General features: G+C 61.0%; 28 protein-coding genes. 11 read left to right on the forward strand and 17 right to left on the reverse strand.

Annotated elements, in window-relative coordinates:
• Positions 1–2: 2 nt before the first annotated feature.
• From hisD to H7995_RS15820, 9 genes are all read right to left on the reverse strand, one after another.
• On the reverse strand, positions 3–1328 hold the full coding sequence (gene hisD / locus H7995_RS15780) for a histidinol dehydrogenase (protein WP_166588751.1): 1326 nt from the start codon (positions 1326–1328) through the stop codon (positions 3–5).
• A gap of 125 nt (positions 1329–1453) precedes the next feature.
• Complete coding sequence (gene hisG, locus H7995_RS15785; protein ID WP_095169362.1) at positions 1454–2089, reverse strand: ATP phosphoribosyltransferase; 636 nt, start codon at positions 2087–2089, stop codon at positions 1454–1456.
• A 126-nt stretch (positions 2090–2215) separates the two neighbouring features.
• The gene (gene murA, locus H7995_RS15790) at positions 2216–3481 is read right to left on the reverse strand and encodes a UDP-N-acetylglucosamine 1-carboxyvinyltransferase (protein WP_166588752.1); all 1266 of its coding nucleotides are present in this window, start codon (positions 3479–3481) and stop codon (positions 2216–2218) included.
• A 22-nt stretch (positions 3482–3503) separates the two neighbouring features.
• On the reverse strand, positions 3504–3743 hold the full coding sequence (locus H7995_RS15795) for a BolA family protein (RefSeq protein ID WP_003439919.1): 240 nt from the start codon (positions 3741–3743) through the stop codon (positions 3504–3506).
• A 114-nt stretch (positions 3744–3857) separates the two neighbouring features.
• Entirely contained in the window at positions 3858–4163 is a 306-nt protein-coding gene (locus H7995_RS15800) for an STAS domain-containing protein (RefSeq protein WP_166588753.1), read from the reverse strand.
• Positions 4160–4801 carry an MlaC/ttg2D family ABC transporter substrate-binding protein gene (locus H7995_RS15805; protein ID WP_166588754.1) on the reverse strand — a complete coding sequence of 214 codons (642 nt, stop codon included), beginning with the start codon at positions 4799–4801 and terminating at the stop codon, positions 4160–4162. The genes H7995_RS15800 and H7995_RS15805 overlap by 4 nt, the downstream gene beginning before the upstream one ends.
• 11 nt (positions 4802–4812) lie before the next feature.
• Entirely contained in the window at positions 4813–5280 is a 468-nt protein-coding gene (gene mlaD, locus H7995_RS15810) for an outer membrane lipid asymmetry maintenance protein MlaD (RefSeq protein WP_166588755.1), read from the reverse strand.
• A complete protein-coding gene (gene mlaE, locus H7995_RS15815) occupies positions 5280–6077 on the reverse strand; it encodes a lipid asymmetry maintenance ABC transporter permease subunit MlaE (protein WP_166588756.1) in 798 nt (265 codons plus the stop codon). Before mlaE ends, mlaD begins: the two co-directional genes overlap by 1 nt.
• Entirely contained in the window at positions 6077–6886 is an 810-nt protein-coding gene (locus tag H7995_RS15820; protein ID WP_166588757.1) for an ATP-binding cassette domain-containing protein, read from the reverse strand. The genes mlaE and H7995_RS15820 overlap by 1 nt, the downstream gene beginning before the upstream one ends.
• A gap of 277 nt (positions 6887–7163) precedes the next feature.
• Here H7995_RS15820 and H7995_RS15825 point away from each other — a divergent pair, with 277 nt between their 5' ends.
• The 10 genes from H7995_RS15825 (at position 7164) to H7995_RS15870 (ending at position 14220) form a co-directional block, all read left to right on the forward strand.
• A complete protein-coding gene (locus H7995_RS15825; protein ID WP_182343529.1) occupies positions 7164–8138 on the forward strand; it encodes a KpsF/GutQ family sugar-phosphate isomerase in 975 nt (324 codons plus the stop codon).
• Complete coding sequence (locus H7995_RS15830) at positions 8138–8662, forward strand: KdsC family phosphatase (RefSeq protein WP_182343527.1); 525 nt, start codon at positions 8138–8140, stop codon at positions 8660–8662. Before H7995_RS15825 ends, H7995_RS15830 begins: the two co-directional genes overlap by 1 nt.
• 7 nt (positions 8663–8669) lie before the next feature.
• Positions 8670–9242, forward strand: a complete 573-nt coding sequence (gene lptC, locus H7995_RS15835; protein ID WP_166588760.1) for an LPS export ABC transporter periplasmic protein LptC — start codon at positions 8670–8672, stop codon at positions 9240–9242.
• The gene (gene lptA / locus H7995_RS15840; RefSeq protein WP_166588761.1) at positions 9229–9777 is read left to right on the forward strand and encodes a lipopolysaccharide transport periplasmic protein LptA; all 549 of its coding nucleotides are present in this window, start codon (positions 9229–9231) and stop codon (positions 9775–9777) included. Before lptC ends, lptA begins: the two co-directional genes overlap by 14 nt.
• Positions 9777–10502: an LPS export ABC transporter ATP-binding protein gene (gene lptB / locus H7995_RS15845; RefSeq protein ID WP_095169352.1), complete on the forward strand. Its 726-nt coding sequence runs from the start codon at positions 9777–9779 to the stop codon at positions 10500–10502. The genes lptA and lptB overlap by 1 nt, the downstream gene beginning before the upstream one ends.
• 182 nt (positions 10503–10684) lie before the next feature.
• On the forward strand, positions 10685–12178 hold the full coding sequence (locus H7995_RS15850) for an RNA polymerase factor sigma-54 (protein ID WP_166588762.1): 1494 nt from the start codon (positions 10685–10687) through the stop codon (positions 12176–12178).
• Positions 12179–12286: 108 nt separating this feature from the next.
• Positions 12287–12595 (forward strand): ribosome hibernation-promoting factor, HPF/YfiA family, encoded by a 309-nt coding sequence (gene hpf / locus H7995_RS15855; RefSeq protein WP_003178005.1) that lies wholly within the window; start codon positions 12287–12289, stop codon positions 12593–12595.
• Positions 12596–12607: 12 nt separating this feature from the next.
• Positions 12608–13072: a PTS IIA-like nitrogen regulatory protein PtsN gene (gene ptsN / locus H7995_RS15860; RefSeq protein WP_095169350.1), complete on the forward strand. Its 465-nt coding sequence runs from the start codon at positions 12608–12610 to the stop codon at positions 13070–13072.
• Between the two features lie 2 nt (positions 13073–13074).
• The gene (rapZ, locus tag H7995_RS15865) at positions 13075–13932 is read left to right on the forward strand and encodes an RNase adapter RapZ (protein ID WP_166588763.1); all 858 of its coding nucleotides are present in this window, start codon (positions 13075–13077) and stop codon (positions 13930–13932) included.
• Between the two features lie 15 nt (positions 13933–13947).
• On the forward strand, positions 13948–14220 hold the full coding sequence (locus H7995_RS15870) for an HPr family phosphocarrier protein (protein WP_166588764.1): 273 nt from the start codon (positions 13948–13950) through the stop codon (positions 14218–14220).
• 6 nt (positions 14221–14226) lie between these two features.
• On the opposite strand, the gene H7995_RS15875 is transcribed toward H7995_RS15870, so the two are convergent.
• From H7995_RS15875 to pmbA, 6 genes are all read right to left on the reverse strand, one after another.
• On the reverse strand, positions 14227–15120 hold the full coding sequence (locus H7995_RS15875; protein ID WP_166588765.1) for a ZIP family metal transporter: 894 nt from the start codon (positions 15118–15120) through the stop codon (positions 14227–14229).
• Positions 15121–15151: 31 nt separating this feature from the next.
• Positions 15152–15763, reverse strand: coding sequence for a superoxide dismutase (locus tag H7995_RS15880; protein ID WP_166588766.1), 612 nt, complete (start codon positions 15761–15763; stop codon positions 15152–15154).
• A gap of 1 nt (position 15764) precedes the next feature.
• On the reverse strand, positions 15765–16202 hold the full coding sequence (locus H7995_RS15885; RefSeq protein ID WP_166588767.1) for a hypothetical protein: 438 nt from the start codon (positions 16200–16202) through the stop codon (positions 15765–15767).
• 27 nt (positions 16203–16229) lie between these two features.
• Positions 16230–17606, reverse strand: coding sequence for a class II fumarate hydratase (locus H7995_RS15890; protein ID WP_185818587.1), 1377 nt, complete (start codon positions 17604–17606; stop codon positions 16230–16232).
• A complete protein-coding gene (locus H7995_RS15895) occupies positions 17599–17994 on the reverse strand; it encodes a FagA protein (protein ID WP_185818588.1) in 396 nt (131 codons plus the stop codon). Before H7995_RS15895 ends, H7995_RS15890 begins: the two co-directional genes overlap by 8 nt.
• 237 nt (positions 17995–18231) lie before the next feature.
• On the reverse strand, positions 18232–19578 hold the full coding sequence (gene pmbA, locus H7995_RS15900) for a metalloprotease PmbA (protein WP_166588770.1): 1347 nt from the start codon (positions 19576–19578) through the stop codon (positions 18232–18234).
• 108 nt (positions 19579–19686) lie between these two features.
• Here pmbA and yjgA point away from each other — a divergent pair, with 108 nt between their 5' ends.
• A complete protein-coding gene (gene yjgA / locus H7995_RS15905) occupies positions 19687–20211 on the forward strand; it encodes a ribosome biogenesis factor YjgA (RefSeq protein ID WP_095169341.1) in 525 nt (174 codons plus the stop codon).
• A gap of 48 nt (positions 20212–20259) precedes the next feature.
• Here the strand turns inward: yjgA and tldD are convergent, their stop codons facing one another.
• Together tldD and H7995_RS15915 are read right to left on the reverse strand one after the other, a co-directional pair.
• Positions 20260–21702, reverse strand: coding sequence for a metalloprotease TldD (tldD, locus tag H7995_RS15910; protein WP_095169340.1), 1443 nt, complete (start codon positions 21700–21702; stop codon positions 20260–20262).
• Positions 21703–21718: 16 nt separating this feature from the next.
• Positions 21719–22567: a carbon-nitrogen hydrolase family protein gene (locus H7995_RS15915; protein ID WP_166588772.1), complete on the reverse strand. Its 849-nt coding sequence runs from the start codon at positions 22565–22567 to the stop codon at positions 21719–21721.
• Positions 22568–22580: the final 13 nt, after the last annotated feature.

Consider the following 22580-nt stretch of genomic DNA (forward strand, 5'->3'; position numbering starts at 1 on the left):
GTTCAGTTCCCTTCCTGATCGGCAACGATGCGGTATTCGGCACTGCGGGCGTGGGCGGTCAACGACTCGCCACGGGCCAGTACCGAAGCAGTCTTGCCCAGCTCAGAAGCGCCCGCTTCGGAGCAAAAAATGATCGACGAGCGTTTCTGGAAGTCGTAGACCCCCAGCGGCGAGGAGAATCGCGCGGTGCCGGAAGTCGGCAGCACGTGGTTGGGGCCTGCGCAATAGTCGCCCAGGGCCTCGGAGGTGTGACGCCCCATGAAGATCGCGCCAGCGTGACGGATCTGCGGCAGCCAGGCTTGCGGGTCCGCCACCGACAACTCCAGGTGCTCCGGGGCAATGCGGTTGGCCACGTCGATGGCCTGTTGCATGTCACGCACCTGGATCAGCGCGCCACGACCATTGATCGAGGTCTGGATGATCTCGGCCCGCTCCATGGTCGGCATCAGCTTGTTGATGCTCGCCGCCACCCGGTCGAGGAATTCGGCGTCGGGACTGACCAGGATGGCCTGGGCGTCTTCGTCGTGCTCGGCCTGGGAGAACAGGTCCATGGCGATCCAGTCGGGATCGGTCTGGCCATCGCATACCACGAGGATTTCCGAAGGCCCGGCAATCATGTCGATACCGACCTGGCCAAACACGTGGCGCTTGGCGGTGGCGACGTAGATGTTGCCAGGGCCGACTACTTTGTCCACGCGCGGCACGCTTTCGGTGCCATAGGCCAGCGCGGCAACCGCTTGGGCGCCGCCGATGGTGAACACCCGGTCGACGCCGGCGATGCAGGCCGCAGCCAGCACCAGTTCATTGATTTCGCCCCGTGGCGTCGGCACCACCATGACCACCTCGGTCACCCCCGCGACCTTGGCTGGAATCGCGTTCATCAGTACCGAGGACGGGTAGGACGCCTTGCCGCCTGGCACGTACAGGCCCGCACGGTCCAGCGGCGTGACTTTCTGGCCCAGTACCGTGCCATCGGCTTCGGTGTAGCTCCAGGAGTCCTGCTTCTGCTTTTCGTGGTAGCTGCGCACGCGGGTCGCGGCGACCTCCAGGGCTTCGCGCTGGGCCACGGTGATGCGGGTCAAGGCCAGTTCCAGGCGCTCGCGCGGCAGGATCAGGTCGGCCATCGAGGCCACTTGCAGGCCGTCGAACTGCTGGGTGAACTCCACCAGCGCCGCATCGCCACGCTCACGCACAGCCTTGATGATGTCCAGCACCCGCTGATTGACCGAGTCGTCAGACACACTTTCCCAGCTCAGCAGATGATCCAGATGATGCGCGAAATCCGGGTCAGCAGCGTTGAGTCGGCGAATTGCAGTCGGTGCGGTCATAGCGAGAGCCTCATAGGAATGGCAAAAACTCAGGCGCCCTAAACTAGCAGTCGTTCCGCTTGGGCACCTGAGAATTCTGGCTATGAGGCGGATAGACGGGCGCGACTTAACGTCGCGCAAGCGAATCAGCCGCGGTGTCGCGACTCCACTGCCTGGCGCAGGGTGTCGATCAACGCCTGGATCCTGGCGTGTTGCATTTTCATCGAAGCCTTGTTGACGATCAGCCGGGAGCTGATGGCCGCAATGAACTCCTGTGGCTCCAGGCCGTTGGCCCGCAGCGTGTTGCCGGTATCGACCACGTCGATGATCTTGTCCGCCAGGCCGATCAGCGGCGCCAGCTCCATCGAGCCATACAGCTTGATGATGTCGACCTGGCGACCTTGCTCGGCGTAGTAGCGCTTGGCAACGTTGACGAATTTGGTGGCGATCCGCAGGCGGCCCTTGGGCTCGATGGCACCGACCTTGCCGGCGGTCATCAGCTTGCATTGGGCAATCTGCAGGTCCAGCGGCTCGTAGAGGCCCTGGCCGCCGTATTCCATCAACACATCTTTACCGGCGACGCCCAGGTCAGCGGCACCATGCTCGACGTAGGTCGGCACATCGGTGGCGCGCACGATCAGCAAGCGCACATCGGCCTGGGTCGTGGGGATGATCAGCTTGCGGCTCTTGTCCGGATTCTCGGTTGGCACAATGCCCGCTTCAGCCAGAAGCGGCAGGGTGTCGTCGAGGATGCGGCCCTTGGACAGTGCGATGGTCAACATGGGAAACGTCAGTCCTTATCAGGCTACTGATGCCCGGTCGCAAACGGCGCCGGACACACGTCGAGCCCGTAACAGGCTCGACTTCAACAAATCTGTGGGCACCTCCCTGTGCCCTTGACGCAACGACTAGCCCGGTACGCGGCGGATCTTCGCGCCGAGCATCTGCAGCTTCTCTTCGATGCACTCGTAACCACGGTCTATGTGGTAGATGCGATCGATCAGCGTGTCGCCTTCGGCTACCAGCGCCGAAATCACCAGGCTGGCCGAGGCCCGCAGGTCGGTGGCCATGACTGGCGCGCCCTTGAGCTTGTCGATACCGGTCACGATGGCCGTGTTGCCTTCGACCTGGATATGCGCGCCCATGCGGTGCAGTTCGTAGACGTGCATGAAGCGGTTTTCGAAGATCGTCTCGATCACAGCGCCCGTGCCTTCGGCAATGGCGTTGAGGGAGATGAACTGCGCCTGCATGTCGGTCGGGAACGCCGGGTACGGCGCTGTACGCACGTTGACCGCCTTGGGCCGCTTGCCGTGCATGTTCAGCTCGATCCAGTCTTCGCCCGTGGTGATTTCCGCACCGGCTTCGCGCAGTTTTTCCAGCACCGCCTCGAGGATGGTCGGATCGGTGTCCTTGACCTTCACACGGCCGCCGGTCACGGCTGCCGCTACCAGGTAGGTACCGGTTTCGATACGGTCCGGCATCACGCGGTAGGTGGCAGTGCCCAGGCGCTTCACGCCATCGATGGTGATGGTGTCGGTGCCCGCGCCCTGGACGTTGGCGCCCATGGCGTTGAGGAAGTTCGCCAGGTCGACGACTTCTGGCTCACGAGCGGCGTTCTGCAGCACGCTGCGGCCGTTGGCCAGGGCTGCGGCCATCATGATGTTCTCGGTACCGGTCACGCTGACGGTATCGAAGAAGAAGTTGGCCCCGCGCAAACCGCCTTCCGGCGCCTTGGCCTTGATGTAGCCGCCTTCCACGTCAATGGTCGCGCCCATGGCTTCAAGGCCACGGATGTGCAGGTCGACCGGACGCGAGCCGATGGCGCAACCGCCAGGCAGTGCCACTTCGGCTTCACCAAAACGGGCAACCATCGGCCCCAATACCAGGATCGAGGCACGCATGGTTTTCACCAGCTCGTACGGTGCGATCAGGGTCTTGATGGTACGCGGGTCGATTTCGACGCTGAGCTTCTCGTCGATCACCGGCTCAATGCCCATGCGACCGAACAGCTCGATCATGGTGGTGATGTCGTGCAGGTGCGGCAGGTTGGCAACCGTCACCGGGCCATCGCACAGCAGCGTTGCCGCCAGGATCGGCAGGGCAGAGTTCTTTGCCCCGGAGATGCGGATTTCGCCATCAAGACGAACGCCGCCGGTAATAATCAATTTATCCATAAGAATCTCGACGCCCTTGGGCTCAGGTGCGCTCGGCCCAGGCCGCGCTGCTGAAAAATTTCATAGTGACCGCGTGGATGCTGCCATCGGCGATCCATGGGTTCAAATGGGCATAGATGCTCTGCTGACGCTTGACCGGGCTCAAAGCCACCAGTTCATCGCTAATCACGTTCAGCTGAAAGTTGCAGCCTTCGCCTTCAACTTCTACCTGAGTTCCGGGAAGCTTTCCCTCAAGGAAGCTCTTCACTTCTACGGCCTGCATGCTCAACCTCAATCGGCGCCCTGTGCGCGCGGGTCGGACATCATACAAAAAAGCCCCGCGCCTGCGAACCCCGCATAGCAGGACTCTGACGGGGGGCTTCTTTATAGATGCTAGTTAAGGGTGCGCCAAAAGCTCGGTCAAACCTGAGACCTGAGCAATTTCACGCATATCGTCTGGCAAGGCACGAATGCTCACCGCCTTGCCGGCCGCTGCCGCATCGCGCATGAACGCCAGCAGCAAGGACAAGCCAACGCTGCTGGATTTCTCCACGCCGGCGCAATCGAGCACCACGATAGGTGCGGTGCTCGACTGGATCAAGGCCTGGCCCTGCTTGCGCAGGACTGGCCCGGAGCGGTAATCGAGGACTCCGCTGAGCAGCAGCTCACCGGCTTCACCCAAACGCACGGCCGAGTCACTCATTGGCTTTGCTTCTCGGAGGTTTCCTTGGCCTTGGCCACTTCACCGGCCCAACCATTGATGGTCTTGTCCAGGTTGTTGCCGTTGCGCTGCATGGCGTCGGCGAACTGGTCACGGAACAGCTTGCCAATGTTGATGCCATTGATGATCACGTTGCGCAGTTTCCACTCGCCATTGATCTTTTCCAGGGTGTAGGACACTGGATAGATCGCACCGTTGCTGCCCTTGACGGTCATGCCGACACTGGTGCGGTCGCCCGACTCGTCCTTGGCCGGATCAACGGTGATGCCCTGGTTGTTGTACTCAAGCAGGGCATTGCCATAGAACTGGAACAGGCCGGTCTTGAAGTTCTCTTCGAAGGCCTTCATCTGCGCTGGCGTGGCTTTGCGCGAATACTTGACGGTCATGATGCTCTTGGAAATGCCCTCGGCATCCACCACAGGCCCGACAATGCTGTTCAATGCGGCGTAGAAGTCTTTCGGGTCCTGCTTGTACTTTTCCTTGTTGGCCGCCAGATCGGCGAGCAACCGGTTGGTCGTGTCCTGCACCAGCTCGTGCGCAGAAGGCGCAGCCACAGCGTTAGCCACCAGCGGCAAGGCCGCGAGCAGTACCAACAGGCCACGTCGCAAGGTAGAGATCATGGAAAAACTCCTCATTTAGCGTCTTTACTCACAGTATTGAGCAGGAATTTACCGATCAGGTCTTCGAGTACCAGCGAGGACTGCGTGTCATGGATGGTACCGCCATCCTTGAGCAACGACTCTTCGCCGCCCACGCTGATACCGATGTACTTCTCGCCCAACAGGCCAGCGGTGAGGATAGATGCAGTGGAATCGGACGGAAGGTTATCTACCCGTTTTTCCAGCTGCAGCGTCACACGCCCGGTGAAACTGTCGCGATCCAGATCGATTGCCGTGACCTTGCCGATGGTCACACCGGCCATGGTCACTTTCGATCTGACAGTCAAACCGGCGATATTGTCGAAATACGCATAAAGTTTATAGGTGTCGGTGCCCGACACCGGGGACAGTCCACTGACCCGCAGGGCAAGCAACAGTAAAGCCAGGATGCCAGCCAGCAAGAAAAGGCCGACACCGATTTCCAGGGTGCGGTTTTGCATCAGAAATCTCCAAACATCAAGGCGGTCAGAATAAAGTCCAGGCCGAGAATGGCCAACGAGGCATACACCACTGTCTTGGTGGTGGCACGACTGATCCCCTCTGAAGTGGGCTCACAGTCATAGCCTTGGAATACGGCGATCCAGGTCACGACAAAGGCAAAGACCATGCTTTTAATGATGCCATTAAGCACATCGCCATTGAACGTCACGCTGTTTTGCATGTTCGACCAGTAAGAGCCTTCATACACGCCCAGCCAGTCGACAGCCACCCAGGAACCACCCCAGATACCCACCACGCTGAAGATCATCGCCAGCAGCGGCAGGGAAATGAAGCCGGCCCACAACCGGGGGGCAATGATGTACTTGAGCGGGTCGACGCCAATCATTTCCAGACTGGACAACTGCTCAGTGGACTTCATGTTGCCGATTTCCGCGGTCAACGCCGAACCGGCGCGCCCGGCAAACAGCAGCGCAGTCACCACCGGCCCCAGTTCGCGCAGCAGGGTCAGCGCCACCATCTGCCCGACCGCCTGCTCCGAGCCGTAGCTGGAGAGGATGTTGAAGCCTTGCAGCGCCAGCACCATGCCGATGAAGATCCCCGAGACCACAATGATCACCAGGGACATCACGCCAACCGAGTGCAGTTGCTTGATCAGCAGGCTGAACCCGCCGCCGACGCTGCCGCGCCCGAGCAAGGCGTGAAACAGGAACAATGACGAACGGCCAAGCACCGCGACGCTGTCGATGGCCGCCTGGCCGAATCGACGCACTCTCTCTATCAGTGAAGTCTTGCGCATCAGCGCTTCCCCAGAAGATCTGCGCGGTAATCCGTCGCGGGAAAATGGAAGGGTACCGGACCGTCCGGATCACCTTTCATGAATTGGCGGATCCGCGGATTATCGGAATCCATCAGTTCGGCGGGTGTGCCCTGCCCCAGCACCTGGCCATCACCGACCACATACAGGTAGTCAGCGATGCTCGCGGTTTCGGCCAGGTCGTGGGAAACCACGATGCTGGTGATCCCCAGGGCATCGTTGAGCAGGCGGATCAGGCGAACCAATACCCCCATGGCGATGGGGTCCTGCCCGACGAAGGGCTCGTCGTACATGAGGATGCCCGGGTCCAGGGCAATCGCCCGGGCCAGCGCGACACGACGTTTCATGCCGCCGGACAGTTCGTCGGGCATCAAATCGGTGGCACCGCGCAAACCCACGGCCTGCAGCTTCATCAGGACGATGTCGCGGATCATTTCTTCGGGCAGTTGGGTATGCACGCGCAGCGGAAACGCGACGTTCTCGAACACATCGAGGTCGGTGAACAGCGCTCCGCTCTGGAACAGCACCCCCATATGCTTGCGCGCATCGAACAGATCGCTGCGCGACAGCTTGGGCAAATTCTGGCCGTTGACCCACACTTCGCCACTGGAAGGACGCAACTGCGCGCCCATCAGGCGTAGCAGCGTGGTTTTCCCGCAACCGGAAGGCCCCATGATGCCGGTGACCTTACCGCGTGGTATGCGAATATCGACATTATTGAAAATGCTGCGCGCGCCGCGCTTGAAGGACACTCCCTTAAGCTCGACCGCGTAGGCGTTATCGGCACTCATCTAAACTCCTTGCGATGCAAGCCTCACACTGGGACGCCGCACCCTCCGACGAGAGCACATATCATCCTTGGCAGGCCGGACAGGCGGCGAACTATATCACTGCCCAGTCATGGCGCCCAAGGCCGAAGACCGCCGCATTCAGCTTCAATTAAGGTGAAAGCCGGTTAATCGCAGGGTTCCCGTGACGCAGCCCGCACAAAGCGTGACGAACTAACGTGAGGGAATTGATCATTACCGCTATAATCGCCACCTTTTCCCAGGCTATTCGACTTCAGACATGAGCCAGTCCAGCGACCCGATCAAATCGGCACAACGTACGATCCGCCTCGAGCTGGAAGCCGTCAAAGGCTTGCTGGCCCATATCGACGCAGACTTCGTACGCGCTTGCGAGTTGATTCTGTCCAGCAAAGGCCGAGTGGTGGTGGTCGGCATGGGCAAGTCCGGGCACATCGGCAACAAGATTGCCGCGACCCTGGCCAGCACCGGCACCACGGCCTTTTTTGTGCACCCCGCCGAAGCCAGCCATGGCGACATGGGCATGATTACCCGCGATGACATCATCCTCGCCTTGTCCAATTCCGGCTCGACCCACGAAATCATCACCCTGCTCCCGCTGATCAAGCGCATGGGAATCCAGTTGATCAGCCTGACCGGCAACCCTGACTCGACACTGGCCAAAGCCGCCGACGTCAATCTGAACGTGCATGTCGAGCATGAAGCCTGCCCGCTGAACCTGGCGCCGACGTCATCGACCACGGCAGCGCTGGTGATGGGCGACGCCCTGGCGGTGGCCTTGCTGGAAGCCCGGGGCTTTACCGCCGAGGACTTCGCCTTCTCCCACCCGGGCGGCGCGCTGGGTCGGCGCCTGCTGCTGAAAGTCGAAGACGTCATGCACATCGGTGCCGAACTGCCACAGGTGGTGCGCGGTACATCGCTCAAAGACGCCTTGCTGGAAATGACCCGCAAGGGCCTGGGCATGACCGTGGTCCTGGAAGCCGATGGCACCCTGGCCGGGATTTTCACGGACGGCGACCTGCGGCGCACCCTGGACCGCTCGATCGACTTCCAGCAGGCCAGGATCGAAGAGGTCATGACCCTTCATGGCAAGACCGCCCGGGCCGACATGCTCGCCGCACAAGCCCTGAAGATCATGGAAGACAACAAGATCAACGCCCTGGTGGTGGTCGACAACGATGACCGCCCGATCGGCGCCCTGAACATGCACGACCTGTTGCGCGCAGGGGTGATGTAATGGCTGACGACCTGCTCGAACGCGCCAGGCCCGTCAAGCTGGCGGTCTTCGATGTCGACGGCGTACTCACCGACGGTCGCCTGAATTTCCTCGAGGATGGCAGCGAATTCAAGAGTTTCAGCACCCTCGACGGCCAGGGCATGAAAATGTTGCTGGCCAGCGGTGTGACAATGGCCATTATCAGTGGTCGAACAAGCCCGGCGGTCGAGCGTCGCGCCAAAAACCTGGGGATAAGCCACCTGTATCAAGGCCGCGAGGACAAACTTGCGGTGCTCGACGAGCTTCTCGCGCAACTGGGCCTAAGCTATGAACAGGTCGCCTATCTGGGCGACGACCTACCCGACCTGCCGGTGATTAGGCGCGTCGGCCTCGGCATGGCCGTTGCCAATGCCGCGAGTTTTGTCCGCGAACACGCCCACGGCATCACCGAGGCCCGTGGTGGCGAAGGTGCTGCTCGAGAATTCTGTGAATTGATATTACGCGCCCAAGGCAATCTGGAAGACGCCAACGCTGCGTACCTGTGAGTCATTTATGCTGAGTAAAAAGTTTCGCAATATCGTGTTTTTCGCAGCCATCGCCGCGTTGTTAGCGGCTGTCGGCTACTGGAACATCAGCCCTGAGCGCTTTCTCGACAAGCCGGTAGCCGCGGTCAACGAGAGCGAGATCGACTACTACGCCATCAACGCCCACAGCGTGCAGTTCCAGCCAGATGGCAAGTTGCAGTACGACATGACGTCCGACAAGGTCGAACACGTCAAGGCCAGCGAAGTCACCTTGCTGACCAAGCCGGACCTGCAGATGTATCGCGGCAGCGAATTCCCCTGGCATGTGCAGAGCGAGCGTGGCGAGGTCAATCCTGACGGCACCGAGGTCGAACTCATCGACTCGGTGCGCATTGCACGCACCGATGCCAAGAATCGCCCGATGGTCATCACCACCACACGCATGACGGTATTCCCCAAGCAACAATATGCGCAGACCCAGCAAGCCGTTAGAATCGACGGCGCTGGCGGTGTATCGACTGGTACCGGAATGAAGGCGTATTTGAAAGAAAGCAGGATACACCTGCTATCGAACGTAAGAGGACAGTATGAGGCTCGTTAAAACCCTCCCTATTTTGCTCAGTTTGGGCGCAGCACTGGGAAGCGTGAGCGCCTGGGCCCTGCCGACCGATAGAGATCAACCTATCCGCATCCAGGCCGACGACGCCCAACTGGACGACAAGAACGGTATCGCCACCTACAAGGGCGACGTGATCATCACCCAGGGCTCGATGAAGGTCACCGGCAACACCGTGACCATCACCCGCACCGCAGCGGGTGACATCGACGTCGTGACCTCGGTTGGCAACCTGGCCTACTTCGAGCAAGTGCAAACGGCGGGCGACTCCAAACCCGTGCAGGGCTACGGGGTGACCATCCAGTACCACGCCTCGCAAGACCGCGTCGTGCTGATCGATCGGGCCAAAGTCGTCGACAAGGACGGCAACATTACCCAGGGCGAGAAAATCGTCTACGACACCAACAAAAAGCTCGCCAGCGCCGGTCGCGCCACGGGCAGCAAGGTCACTGAGCAACGTCCGCGGATCGACATGGTCATCCAGCCGAAAAAGAAAACTGACGAGCAAAAGGCCCAGTAATGGCAACTCTGAAAGCCCAGCACCTGGCCAAGAGCTACAAGAGCCGTCAGGTCGTGCGTGACGTCAGCCTGTCCATCGACAGCGGCCAGATCGTCGGCCTGCTTGGCCCCAACGGTGCCGGCAAGACCACCTGCTTCTACATGATCGTCGGCCTGGTGCAGGCCGACCAGGGTCGCGTACTGATCGACGACCTGGATGTCAGCCACCAGCCCATGCACGGTCGCGCACGGGCAGGTATCGGCTATCTTCCACAGGAGGCGTCGATCTTCCGCAAACTGTCGGTTGCCGACAACATCATGGCCATTCTCGAAACCCGCAAGGAACTCGACAAGGCCGGTCGGCGCAAGGAACTCGAAAGCCTGTTGCAGGAGTTCCACATCAACCATATCCGCGACAACCTGGGCATGAGCCTTTCCGGTGGCGAACGACGCCGCGTGGAAATTGCCCGCGCCCTGGCCACCGCGCCGAAGTTCATCCTGCTCGACGAACCTTTCGCCGGCGTGGACCCGATTTCGGTCGGTGACATCAAGCAGATCATCCATCACCTCAAGGCCAAGGGCATTGGCGTACTGATCACGGACCACAACGTGCGTGAAACGTTGGACATCTGCGAAACCGCCTACATCGTGAACGATGGTCAACTGATCGCAGAAGGTGACGCTGAAACCATCCTGGCCAACGAACTGGTCAAGGAAGTGTACCTGGGCCACGAGTTCCGCCTTTAAGCAGCGAGGCGTCTGGCCTGCCGGTAGAGCGCATTGTCAATGAAAGCCTGAATATTTTTATTGTCATGACGCTCTAGGCAAACACTTCAGTTTCAGGCATATAATTTGCTTAAGTTTGGCGCTCCGGCGCCCTGTAGTGGATGGCGCACGTGCGCCGGCGAATAAGGTGTTAAGCCCCAGCCATGAAACCATCGCTAGTCTTGAGAATGGGCCAGCAGCTGACGATGACACCGCAGCTGCAACAGGCCATCCGCCTGCTCCAATTGTCGACCCTGGACCTGCAACAGGAAATCCAGGAAGCCTTGGAGTCAAATCCAATGCTCGAACGCCAGGAAGAAGGCGACGACTTCGATAACGCCGACCCTATGGCGGACAACATCGAGCACAAACCCAACACCGACGTCCAGGAACCCTCCTACCAGGAAACCGCCCCCACGGTGGATAACCTCGAGGAAGGTGAATGGAACGAACGCATTCCCAACGAACTGCCGGTCGACACCGCCTGGGAAGACGTCTACCAGACCAGCGCCAGCAGCCTGCCCAGCAACGATGACGACGAGTGGGATTTCACCACCCGCACCTCCGCCGGTGAAAGCCTGCAGAGCCACCTGCTCTGGCAATTGAACCTGGCCCCGATGTCCGACACCGATCGCCTGATCGGCGTGACCCTGATCGACTGCATCAACAATCAGGGCTACCTGGACGAAACCCTCGAGGAAATTCTCGAGGCATTCGACCCGGAACTGGACATCGAGCTGGACGAAATCGAAGCCGTCCTGCACCGCATCCAGCAATTCGAGCCCGCCGGCATCGGCGCCCGCAACCTGGGTGAGTGCCTGTTGCTGCAATTGCGCCAGCTGCCCGCCAAGACCCCTTGGCTGGCAGAGGCCAAGCGCCTGGTCAGTGATTACATCGATCTGCTCGGCAGCCGCGACTACAGCCAGTTGATGCGGCGCATGAAGCTCAAGGAAGACGAACTGCGCCAGGTCATCGAACTGGTCCAGAGCCTCAACCCGCGGCCCGGCTCGCAGATCGAGTCCAGCGAAGCCGAATACGTGGTGCCCGATGTGATCGTGCGCAAGGACAACGAACGCTGGCTGGTGGAACTGAACCAGGAGTCGGTACCGCGCTTGCGGGTCAACCCTCAGTACGCCGGTTTCGTGCGTCGCGCCGACACCAGCGCCGACAACACCTTCATGCGCAATCAGTTGCAAGAGGCACGCTGGTTCATCAAGAGCCTGCAAAGCCGCAACGAAACCCTGATGAAAGTGGCCACCCAGATCGTCGAGCACCAGCGCGGCTTTCTCGAATATGGCGACGAGGCGATGAAGCCGCTGGTCCTGCATGACATCGCCGAAGCGGTGGGCATGCACGAGTCGACGATTTCCCGGGTCACCACGCAAAAATTCATGCATACCCCGCGCGGTATCTATGAGCTGAAATACTTTTTCTCAAGCCACGTCAGCACCTCCGAAGGCGGCGAATGCTCGTCCACGGCGATCCGCGCGATCATCAAAAAACTGGTTGCCGCGGAAAATCAGAAAAAGCCGTTGAGTGACAGCAAGATCGCTGGTTTACTGGAGGCACAAGGTATTCAGGTAGCCCGTCGTACCGTCGCCAAGTACCGTGAATCCCTCGGGATCGCGCCTTCGAGCGAACGCAAGCGATTGATGTAACGGGCCACGCCACCGCGTTCCAGGGTGTTTTCGAAATCTTTCGCAGACACCCTAGTGGCAGGCAACTCGGCCTGCCGCCTTATGCACTGGCAACGAAGGAGAAGCTGTATGCAAGTCAACATCAGTGGACACCAACTGGAAGTTACCGAACCTCTGCGCACCTACATCGGCGAAAAACTCGACCGACTGGAGAGGCATTTCGACAAGATCACCAACGTGCAAGTCACGATGAATGTCGAGAAGCTGTTGCAGAAAATCGAAGCCACGCTGCATATCCCCGGCGGAGAAGTGGTCGCCAATGCCGAGCATACGGACATGTATGCCGCCATTGACCTGCTGACCGACAAGCTGGACCGTCAACTTAAAAAGCATAAGGAAAAGACCCAGAGCCTCCTCCAAGGCGCAACCGGTCGTTAACACCCCCATCCCATGATCCGACTTGAAAGCATCCTGACCCCCGGCCGTTCTTTGGTGAACGTGCCGGGCGGCAGTAAAAAACGCGCCCTCGAACAAATTGCCAACCTGATCGCCCGGGAAGTCCCGGATCTGGAGATGCAAGATGTCTTCGAGAGCCTGATTGCCCGTGAAAAACTCGGTTCGACCGGTTTTGGCAACGGCATCGCCATTCCTCACTGCCGCCTCAAAGGCTGCGAGGCGCCCATCAGCGCCTTGATGCACCTGGATGCGCCTATTGATTTCGACGCCATCGACGGCGCTCCGGTCGACCTGCTGTTCGTGCTGCTGGTCCCGCAAGCCGCCACCGATGCCCACCTGGAACTTCTGCGCCAGATCGCCAGCATGCTGGACCGCAAGGAAGTGCGCGACCGCCTGCGCAGTGCCAGCACCAGCGAAGCCCTGTACCAGGTCGTCCTGGACGAACAAAACGGTCACTAATCATGCGCCTGATCATCGTCAGCGGCCGCTCCGGCTCCGGTAAAAGCACGGCCCTCAATGTTCTGGAGGACAACGGCTACTACTGCATCGACAACCTGCCCGCCGGGTTGCTGCCAGAGTTGGCCGAACGCGCGTTGCTTCACGACGAGTTGGCCCAGCCGCTGGTGGCCGTATCGATCGATGCGCGCAACCTGCCGAGCCATTTGTCGCGTTTCCCTGAATTGCTCGAAGAAGTGCGCAACCGGCACATCCAATGTGATGTGCTGTTCCTCGATGCCGATGAAGAAACCCTGCTCAAGCGCTTCTCGGAAACCCGTCGCCGCCACCCGCTGAGCAGCTCGCAGCGTTCGCTGGCCGAAGCCATCCAGGACGAGACCCGCCTGCTGGAGCCGATCGCCGACCTGGCCGACCTCAAGCTCAACACCACCGACCTGAACCTCTACCAACTGCGTGACACCATCAAGTTGCGCCTGCTCAATCAACCCGAGCCGGGCACGGCATTCCTGGTCGAGTCGTTCGGGTTCAAGCGTGGCATGCCAGTGGATGCCGATTTGGTGTTCGACGTCCGCTGCCTGCCCAACCCCTACTGGAAACCGGAACTACGCGCTCAGTCCGGGCTAGACCAGCCGGTTGCCGAATACCTGGCCGCTCAGCCGGATGTCGAAGAAATGTTTGAAGACATCTCCAGCTACCTGCTCAAATGGCTGCCGCGCTTTGCCGCCAGCAATCGGGCCTACGTGACCATAGCCATTGGCTGCACGGGCGGGCATCACCGCTCCGTCTACCTGACCGAACGCCTGGGCCAGGTCCTGCAAAAATCCCTGAAGAATGTCCAGGTTCGCCACCGCGACCTTAGCTAAAGGATTCACACCGCGATGCCTGCTCTGGAAATTGAAATCATCAACAAACTGGGCCTGCACGCCCGCGCTTCAGCCAAGTTCGTCGGCGTTGCAGGCCAGTACCCATGCCAGATTCGTGCAGGACGCACCCCACAGTCGATGGTCGACGGCAAGAGCATCATGGCCATGATGATGCTGGCCGCAGGCAAAGGCACTCGCATCCACCTGAGCACCGAAGGCGAGCAGGAACAGGAAGCGCTGGATGCCCTGGTAGCACTGATCAACAACTACTTCGACGAAGGCGAGTAGGCAGCCCTACCCCAGCGCTGTATCCATCACCATCATCAGGCAAAACCCGATCAGCAAACCCAGGCTGGCAAGCTTCTCGTGGCCATTGCGGCGCGACTCGGGGATCACCTCATGCGTCACCACCAGCAGCATCGCCCCTGCAGCCAGGGCCAGGCCCAACGGCAGGATCACCTCGGCCAGGCTCACCAGCCAGGCACACAGCAGTGCAAACACCGGCTCGACCAGCCCTGATGCGGCGCCGATCAGGAAGGCCTTGACCCGCGACATCCCGGCCCCGGCCAGCACCAGCGCGATGACCAGCCCTTCCGGCACATCCTGCAAGGCAATGCCCATGGCCAGGCTGTCTGCGTCCGCCATGCCACCACCGGCCGAGACTCCCACGGCCATGCCTTCTGGAATGTTGTGGGCAATGATGGCGAATACGAACAGCCAGATGCGTGGCGGGATGACTGGGCGCTCTTGGGTGCCCACCAGCATCTCGGGGGTCGCACCGGACATCTGACGATCCACCACAAACAGCCCGAACGCCCCCAGCAGGATGCCGCAGCAGATCAGGCCGCTGGCAGCCCAGGAGGACAGCCCCAGACTTTCAGCGGCGGCGATTCCCGGCACAATCAGCGAAAAGGCCGTTGCTGCCAGCATCACCCCGGCGCCAAAACCCAGCAAGGTGTCGCTGAGCGCCACCGGCATCCGCCGGATCACCAGCACCGGCACCGCGCCCAGGGCCGTGCCCAGCGCGCAGATCGCCCCGCCCTGCAGGGCCCGCATCAACTTTGGCTCAAGGTTGAGCCACGCCAGGCCATGGGCCACCAGCAAGGCAGTACCTGCCAGCAGCAGGAGCGAACCCAGCGCATAACGAAACATTCGCCCACTGCTGATCGTCAGTGTTTCAGTGCCCATAAGTGGCCTTAGATCTTCTTACAGTGAAGGCTCAAGCCAGCGCAGCCTGATAACGCTGCGCAACTTCCGGCCAATGGATAACGTTGTAAAACGCATTGATGTATTCCGGGCGACGGTTCTGATAGCGCAGGTAATAGGCGTGCTCCCAGACATCCAGACCAAGGATTGGCGTATTGCCATTCATCAACGGGCTATCCTGGTTGCCACTGCTTTCCACCACCAGGGTCTTTTCTGGGGTCACACTCAGCCACGCCCAGCCACTGCCAAAACGGCTCAGCGCGGCCTTGGTGAAGGCCTCCTTGAAGCTGTCGAAACCACCCAGTTGAGCATCGATCGCCTTGGCCAAGTCGCCTGCTGGCAGACCACCACCGTTGGGCACCATGACCGCCCAGAACAACGAATGGTTGGCATGCCCGCCACCCTGGTTGATCACCGCTGCGCGCAGCTTTTGTGGCAATTGCTGGACACTGGCCACCAGGCGCTCCACCGGCCACTCGGCAAACTCGGTGCCCTCCACCGCAGCATTGAGGTTGTTGATGTACGTCTGGTGGTGCTTGGTGTAGTGGATCTCCATGGTCTGCGCATCGATATGCGGTTCCAGGGCATCGTAGGCGTAAGGCAGGGCCGGCAAGGTAAAAGCCATTTTAATGAGCTCCATAAAAAGCGTGCGCGGCATTGGGCTGCGCAGCGGTATCGATGTGCAGCAAACGCTGGGTACGCGGGTACTCGCCGTACTCGCTGATGAACGTGAGCAGCTCGACATAGGTCTTGCTGCTTTGACGCAGTGCCGCCTCACGTAAGGCCGGTGCCTGACGCGGGTCCTGCAGAGTCTGCAACAGCATTTGATGGATGGCGCACAGGTATTCAGCGCTCTCCTCCGGCTGGTTCAGGCGCAGATGCAGGTCGGCGAGGTTGTGATGGGAGATCACGCAGGCGGCTACCGCCTCGTCCGCGTCCGCCCAGCGGGCGAACAACACCTGGGCCAGTGCCAGGGCCTGCAGGTAGGCCTCGCGAGCATCGATCAATTCGCCCAGCATGAAGCAGCGGTTGGCCCTTTCGATCGTGCGTTTCCAGTGCTCCATGGTGAGCCTCCTAAGCGGTGACAGTGATTACACGCCGCCTGCGGTGAGCTTTTCCGGATTGAGCAGCTCTTGCAGTTGGCTTCGCGACAGGTCGGTGTGCTCCAGGGCCACATCGATCACCGGGCGACCTTGCTGGTAAGCGGTCTTGGCGATTTCGGCGGCCTTCTGATAGCCAATGATCGGGTTGAGCGCAGTGACCAGGATCGGGTTGCGCGACAGAGCTTCCTTGAGCTTGGCCTCGTTGACCTTGAAGGTAGCGATGGCTTTGTCCGCCAGCAGGCGACTGGAATTGGCCAGCAACTCGATGCTGCTCAGCAGATTCTGGGCAATGATCGGCAGCATCACGTTCAGCTCGAAGTTGCCCGACTGCCCAGCGACGGTGATCACGCTGTCATTGCCGATCACCTGCGCGGCCACCATCGCGGTCGCTTCTGGAATTACCGGATTGACTTTGCCGGGCATGATCGATGAACCCGGCTGCAACCCTTCGAGCTCGATTTCACCCAGGCCGGCCAAGGGGCCTGAGTTCATCCAGCGCAGGTCGTTGGCGATTTTCATCAGCGATACGGCAGTCGCCTTGAGCTGTCCGGACACCGCCACGGCGGTATCCTGGGAACCGATCAGGGCAAACAGGTCCTTGCCCGGAGTGAACGGCACCTTGGTCAGGGCGCTCAGTTGCTGGCAGAAACGTGCCGCGAACTGCGGGTGCGCATTGATCCCGGTGCCCACCGCCGTGCCTCCCTGGGCCAGGGATTGCAGGGCCGGCAACAGATTGTGCACATGACCGATGTTGGCCCTGAGCTGCTGCGCCCAACCGTTGAGCACCTGACTCATGCGCACTGGCATGGCGTCCATCAGGTGGGTACGCCCGGTCTTGATGAACGGGTGAACCTGCTCGGCCTTGCGCTCGATCACCTGCACCAGGTGCTCGAGCGCCGGCAGCAGTTGTTCGTGCAGCGCCAGTGCGGCGCTGACGTGGATGGTGGTCGGAATGATGTCATTGCTGCTCTGGCCGCAATTGACATGGTCGTTTGGATTGATCGGCTCGCCCAGCAGGCGACTGGCCAGGGTGGCCAACACTTCGTTGGCGTTCATGTTGGAACTGGTGCCGGAGCCGGTCTGGAAAATATCCACCGGAAAGTGCGGCATGAAATCCCCTTCGAGCAGCCCCTGGGCCGCATCGACAATGGCCTTGCCCTGGGCTTCGCTCAACTGCTGGAGCTCCACGTTGGCCTTGGCAGCGGCCGCCTTGGCGAGGATCAGCGCACGAATGAACTGCGCCGGCATGCGCTGGCCGCTGATGGGGAAGTTGTCCACGGCGCGCTGGGTCTGTGCGCCGTACAAGGCGTTTAACGGGACTTGCAACTCACCCATGCTGTCACGTTCGATACGGGTATTACTCATCGGGAAATCCTTGCACCAGTTCAATGAGGGGAATGGAGGGCAACAACTCGCAGGTCGCCAGTTGCCAGGTGTAGCTTTGCCAGCGCTTGAGCCGGCACTTGCACAACGACAAGCGCTCCAGGTCGCGCAGTGGTCGCCAGGCCTGGTCCAGGCAGAGGCTGCGCCAATGCCAAGGCAAGGCGACATCGACAGCGGTGTCGAGCAGCAAACGAAATGAGGTTTCAGCAACGGTCCAGGCCGAAGTGGCCGTACAACAGGACAGATACCGGCCTTCGGCCAGGTAATGTGCGATCAGGCGCGGTTCGTCAGGCTCCAGCGCACAGCGGATCTGACGACTCATCCAGCGCCAGCTTTCGAGGTAAGGCTGCTCGTGCAAGGCAAAACTCATGACCCAGACTCATTCGGTAATGAGATTTATTATTAGATGATAATGAGAACCAAAACAAGCCCACTGCGAACGGAGGACTCATTGCGGGAGTGTCCGTTGGGATCCTGGGGAGTGTTCGACCGCCATCGCGAGCAAGCGGAGCGCCGCCCGGCTCGCTCCCACTGGGGGCCGGGTAAGGCACATAAAAAAAGGCGCGCCATCCGATGGGATGGCGCGCCTTTTTTGCAGCGTTAAGGTTTAGCTGCCCGCCACCGTCATCCGCTCGATCAGCACCGAGCCGGTGCGAATATTGCTGCGCAGCTCCAAGTCATTACCGACGGCCACGATCTGCTTGAACATGTCGCGCATGTTGCCGGCAATCGTCACTTCCTGGACCGCAAACTGGATTTCGCCGTTCTCGACCCAGAACCCTGCCGCGCCCCGGGAGTAATCGCCGGTCACCATGTTCAGCCCATGGCCCATCAGCTCGGTCACGAGCAGGCCACGACCCATGCGCCGCAACAGCGCTGCCTGGTCTTCATCACCATGGGTGACGAACAGGTTGTGCACGCCGCCCGAGTTGGCGGTGCTCGGCATGCCGAGCTTGCGGCCGGAATAGGTACCCAGCACGTACGAGACCAACTCGCCGTTTTCGACGAATGGCTTGGCGTAGGTGGCCAGGCCATCACCGTCGAACGCCGAACTGCCCATGGCGCGCATCAAGTGCGGGCGCTCATCGATGGTCAGCCACTCAGGAAACAGTTTCTGCCCCAGCGCGCCTTCGAGGAAGGATGACTTGCGGTACAGATTGCCGCCGGAGATCGCCCCCAGGAAACTGCCAAACAGGCCGCCCGCCAGCTCGGCGGAAAACAGCACCGGCACTTCACAGGTCGGCACCGGCCGCGCGCCCAGGCGGCTGGCGGCGCGCTGCGCTGCGCGTTGGCCAATGCTCGACGGATCGGCCAGCAGGTTGCCCTGGCGATTGACGTCATACCAGTAGTCGCGCTGCATCTGGCCGTCGGCCTCGGCGATCATCACGCAACTGAGGCTGTGGCGGGTCGACGCATAACCACCAATGAAGCCATGACTGTTGCCATACACCCGGCAGCCCTGATGGGTGCTGAGGGTCGTGCCATCGGCATTCTTGATCCGGCTGTCGGCGGCAAAGGCGGCGGCTTCGCAAGCCAGAGCCTTCTCGATCGCCTGCTCAGGCGTGATGTCCCAGGCGTGGAACAGATCGAAGTCCGCCAGGTCCTTGGCCATCAGCGCGGCATCGGCCAGGCCCGAGTGTTCGTCTTCGGAGGTGTGCTTGGCGATCGCCAGTGCCGCGGCAACGGTTTCGCGAATCGCCTCGGCGCCACTGGCCGAGGTGCTGGCCGAGCCTTTGCGCTGGCCAACATACAAGGTGATGCCAAAGCCCTGGTCGCGATTGAACTCAACCGTTTCGACTTCTCGTTGGCGTACCGAAGTCGACAGGCCCTGCTCAAGAGACACAGCCACTTCGCAGGCACTGGCACCCTGGCGCTTGGCTTCGGCAATGATCTGCTCGACTTGCTCTTGCAGTGCCGGCAACGCTTGTGGGCCGACGCTTTCAACTGCACTCATGCTGTTCTCCACTCAAATTCTGCTTTCGGTTAAGGCCATCGAGCGACCGGGCCGGACAAGTGGCCCCCGACTGGTTATCATGGCGGCGTTTCTTTGCGGACGGCCACCATGGTTGATTCTTACGACGACTCCCTCGATACGGGAGAAAAAAGCAAATCCCAGGTCAAACGTGAGCTACATGCTCTGGTTGACCTTGGCGAGCGCCTTACAACACTCAAGCCTGACTTGCTGGCAAAACTGCCTTTGACCGACGCCTTGCGCCGGGCCTTGGCCGATGCGCCCAAGCACACCGCGAATATCGCGCGTAAACGGCACCTGCAGTTCATTGGCAAGCTGATGCGCGATCAGGACACCAGTGCCATTCTGGTACTGCTGGACCAACTCGACGCCTCCACTCGCCAATACAACGAACGTTTCCACGGTCTGGAACGCTGGCGTGATCGCTTGATCGCCGGCGACGACGCTGTCCTGGAAAAATTCGTCATCGAGTACCCGGACGCGGACCGCCAGCAATTGCGCTCCTTGATCCGTCAGGCTCAGCACGAGGTTGCGCAAAACAAACCTCCTGCTTCCAGCCGTAAAATCTTCAAATACATCCGCGAGCTGGACGAGACACAACGCGGCCTGCGTTGAACCTCGTCGCGGATGGGTTGCCTGGCAACCCATCCGCAGCTCCACCCCTTACGCGCCCGTGCCACCCACGGTGATCGCGTCGATTTTCAAGGTTGGCTGGCCGACACCCACCGGCACCGACTGCCCATCCTTGCCACACGTCCCCACACCGCTGTCCAGCGACAGGTCGTTACCGACCATCGACACCCGACTCATGGCTTCCGGCCCGTTGCCGATCAGGGTTGCGCCTTTGACCGGTGCGGTAATCTTGCCGTCCTCGATCAGGTACGCTTCGCTGGTGGAAAACACGAACTTGCCGCTGGTGATATCAACCTGGCCACCGCCGAGGTTGGCGCAATAGATGCCCTTCTTCACCGAGGCGATGATTTCTGCCGGATCGCTTTCGCCACCGAGCATGTAGGTGTTGGTCATGCGGGGCATCGGCAGGTGCGCATAGGATTCGCGTCGACCGTTGCCGGTACGTGCCACGCCCATCAGCCGCGCGTTGAGCTTGTCCTGCATATAGCCCTTGAGCACGCCGTTTTCGATCAGCGTGGTGCACTCGGTCGGCGTGCCTTCGTCATCGACGCTCAACGAGCCACGGCGACCGGCCAGGGTGCCGTCGTCGACAATGGTGCACAGCTTGGAAGCGACCATCTCGCCCATGCGGCCGCTATAGGCCGAACTGCCCTTGCGGTTGAAGTCGCCTTCCAGGCCGTGGCCCACCGCTTCGTGCAGCAACACCCCGGACCAGCCCGAGCCCAGCACGACGGGCAAGGTGCCGGCCGGCGCCGGGATCGCTTCCAGGTTCACCAGCGCCTGGCGCAGGGCCTCGCGGGCGTAACCCATGGCACGGTCTTCAGCCAGGAAATAGCGGTAGTCGGTCCGCCCGCCACCGCCGTGACCACCGCGCTCACGACGGCCGTTCTGCTCGACGATCACACTGACGTTGAAGCGCACCAGGGGTCGCACATCCGCCGCCAGGCCACCGTCGGTGGAGGCCACCAGGATCCGTTCCCAGACCCCGGCCATGCTCACGGTGACTTGCTGGATGCGCGGATCGAGCGCACGCGTGGCGACGTCGATGCGCTTGAGCAGCTCGACCTTTTCCGCACGGCTCAACACTTCCAGCGGGTTATCCGGCGCGTACAGCTGGGCGACGTCCTGGGTGGTAAAAGCCTGCACCGTGCCGTTCTGCCCGGCGCGGGAGATCGAACGGGCCGCACGGGCCGCCAGGCCCAGGGCTTCCAGGGTGATGGCATTGCTGTAGGCAAAACCGGTCTTCTCACCCGATTGCGCCCGCACACCCACGCCCTGGTCCAGATTGAAGCTGCCTTCCTTGACGATGCCGTCTTCCAGCGCCCAGGACTCGGAGATCTGTCCCTGGAAATACAGGTCGGCGGCATCGATGCCCGGCCCCGCCAGGTCACCCAGCACGCTTTGCAGGTTCTCGATGGTCACGCCGCCTGGCGCTAGCAGATGTTCACTGACTGAGGACAACAACTCGCTCATAGGTTTACGCCTTAATTCAACGTTCTGAGGCAGGTCGCTGTGCGCCCTGCGAGAAAAAGCGCCGGTGACTGGACACCGGCATCCGCGCCCTGATGGACGCCTGTTCGCTGCTATCACGTTCGGCCAGCAGCACGGCCTCGCCTTGGTCCTGCTGGGCCAGCACGCGCCCCCAGGGGTCGACAATCGCGGCGTGACCAAAGGTCTCGCGCGGCCCCGGGTGTGTGCCTCCCTGCGCGGCCGCCAGCACATAACACTGGGTCTCGATGGCCCGCGCCCGGATCAGCACCTCCCAATGGGCCGCACCGGTCACCGCGGTAAACGCCGCAGGGGCGGTAATCAGCTCAGCCCCGGCGGCGCGCAGTTCGCTGTACAGCTCGGGGAAGCGCAAGTCGTAACACACCGTCAGGCCAACCCGGCCTACCGGCGTCTGGGCCACCACCACCGTACTGCCATGAGCATAGTCATCGGATTCACGGTAGCGCCCCCGATTGTCCGCCACATCGACATCAAACAGGTGCAGCTTGTCGTACCGCGCCACGGTTTCGCCATGCTCGTCGACCAGCAACGAACAGGCATTGGCCTTCGCCTGGGGTTGATCGCGCGGCGGCAATGGCAGGGTGCCGGCCACTATCCATAACTTGAGGTCACGGGCGGTCTGTTTCAACCATGGCAGGATCGGGCCGTCGCCCAGCGCCTCGGCGCGGCCAAGTTCAGCGACGTCGCGCCGCCCCATGGCAGCGAAGTTTTCCGGCAGCACGGCCAAGCGTGCGCCCGCCTCGGCGGCCTGCTCGAGCAACTTGCGGGCCTGGGCAAGATTGGCCAGCACATCGCTCTGGCTGACCATTTGAATCACCGCAAGAGACATGGCGCACTCCGTT

The organism is Pseudomonas kielensis, from assembly GCF_014236655.1.
Lineage (GTDB): Bacteria > Pseudomonadota > Gammaproteobacteria > Pseudomonadales > Pseudomonadaceae > Aquipseudomonas > Aquipseudomonas kielensis.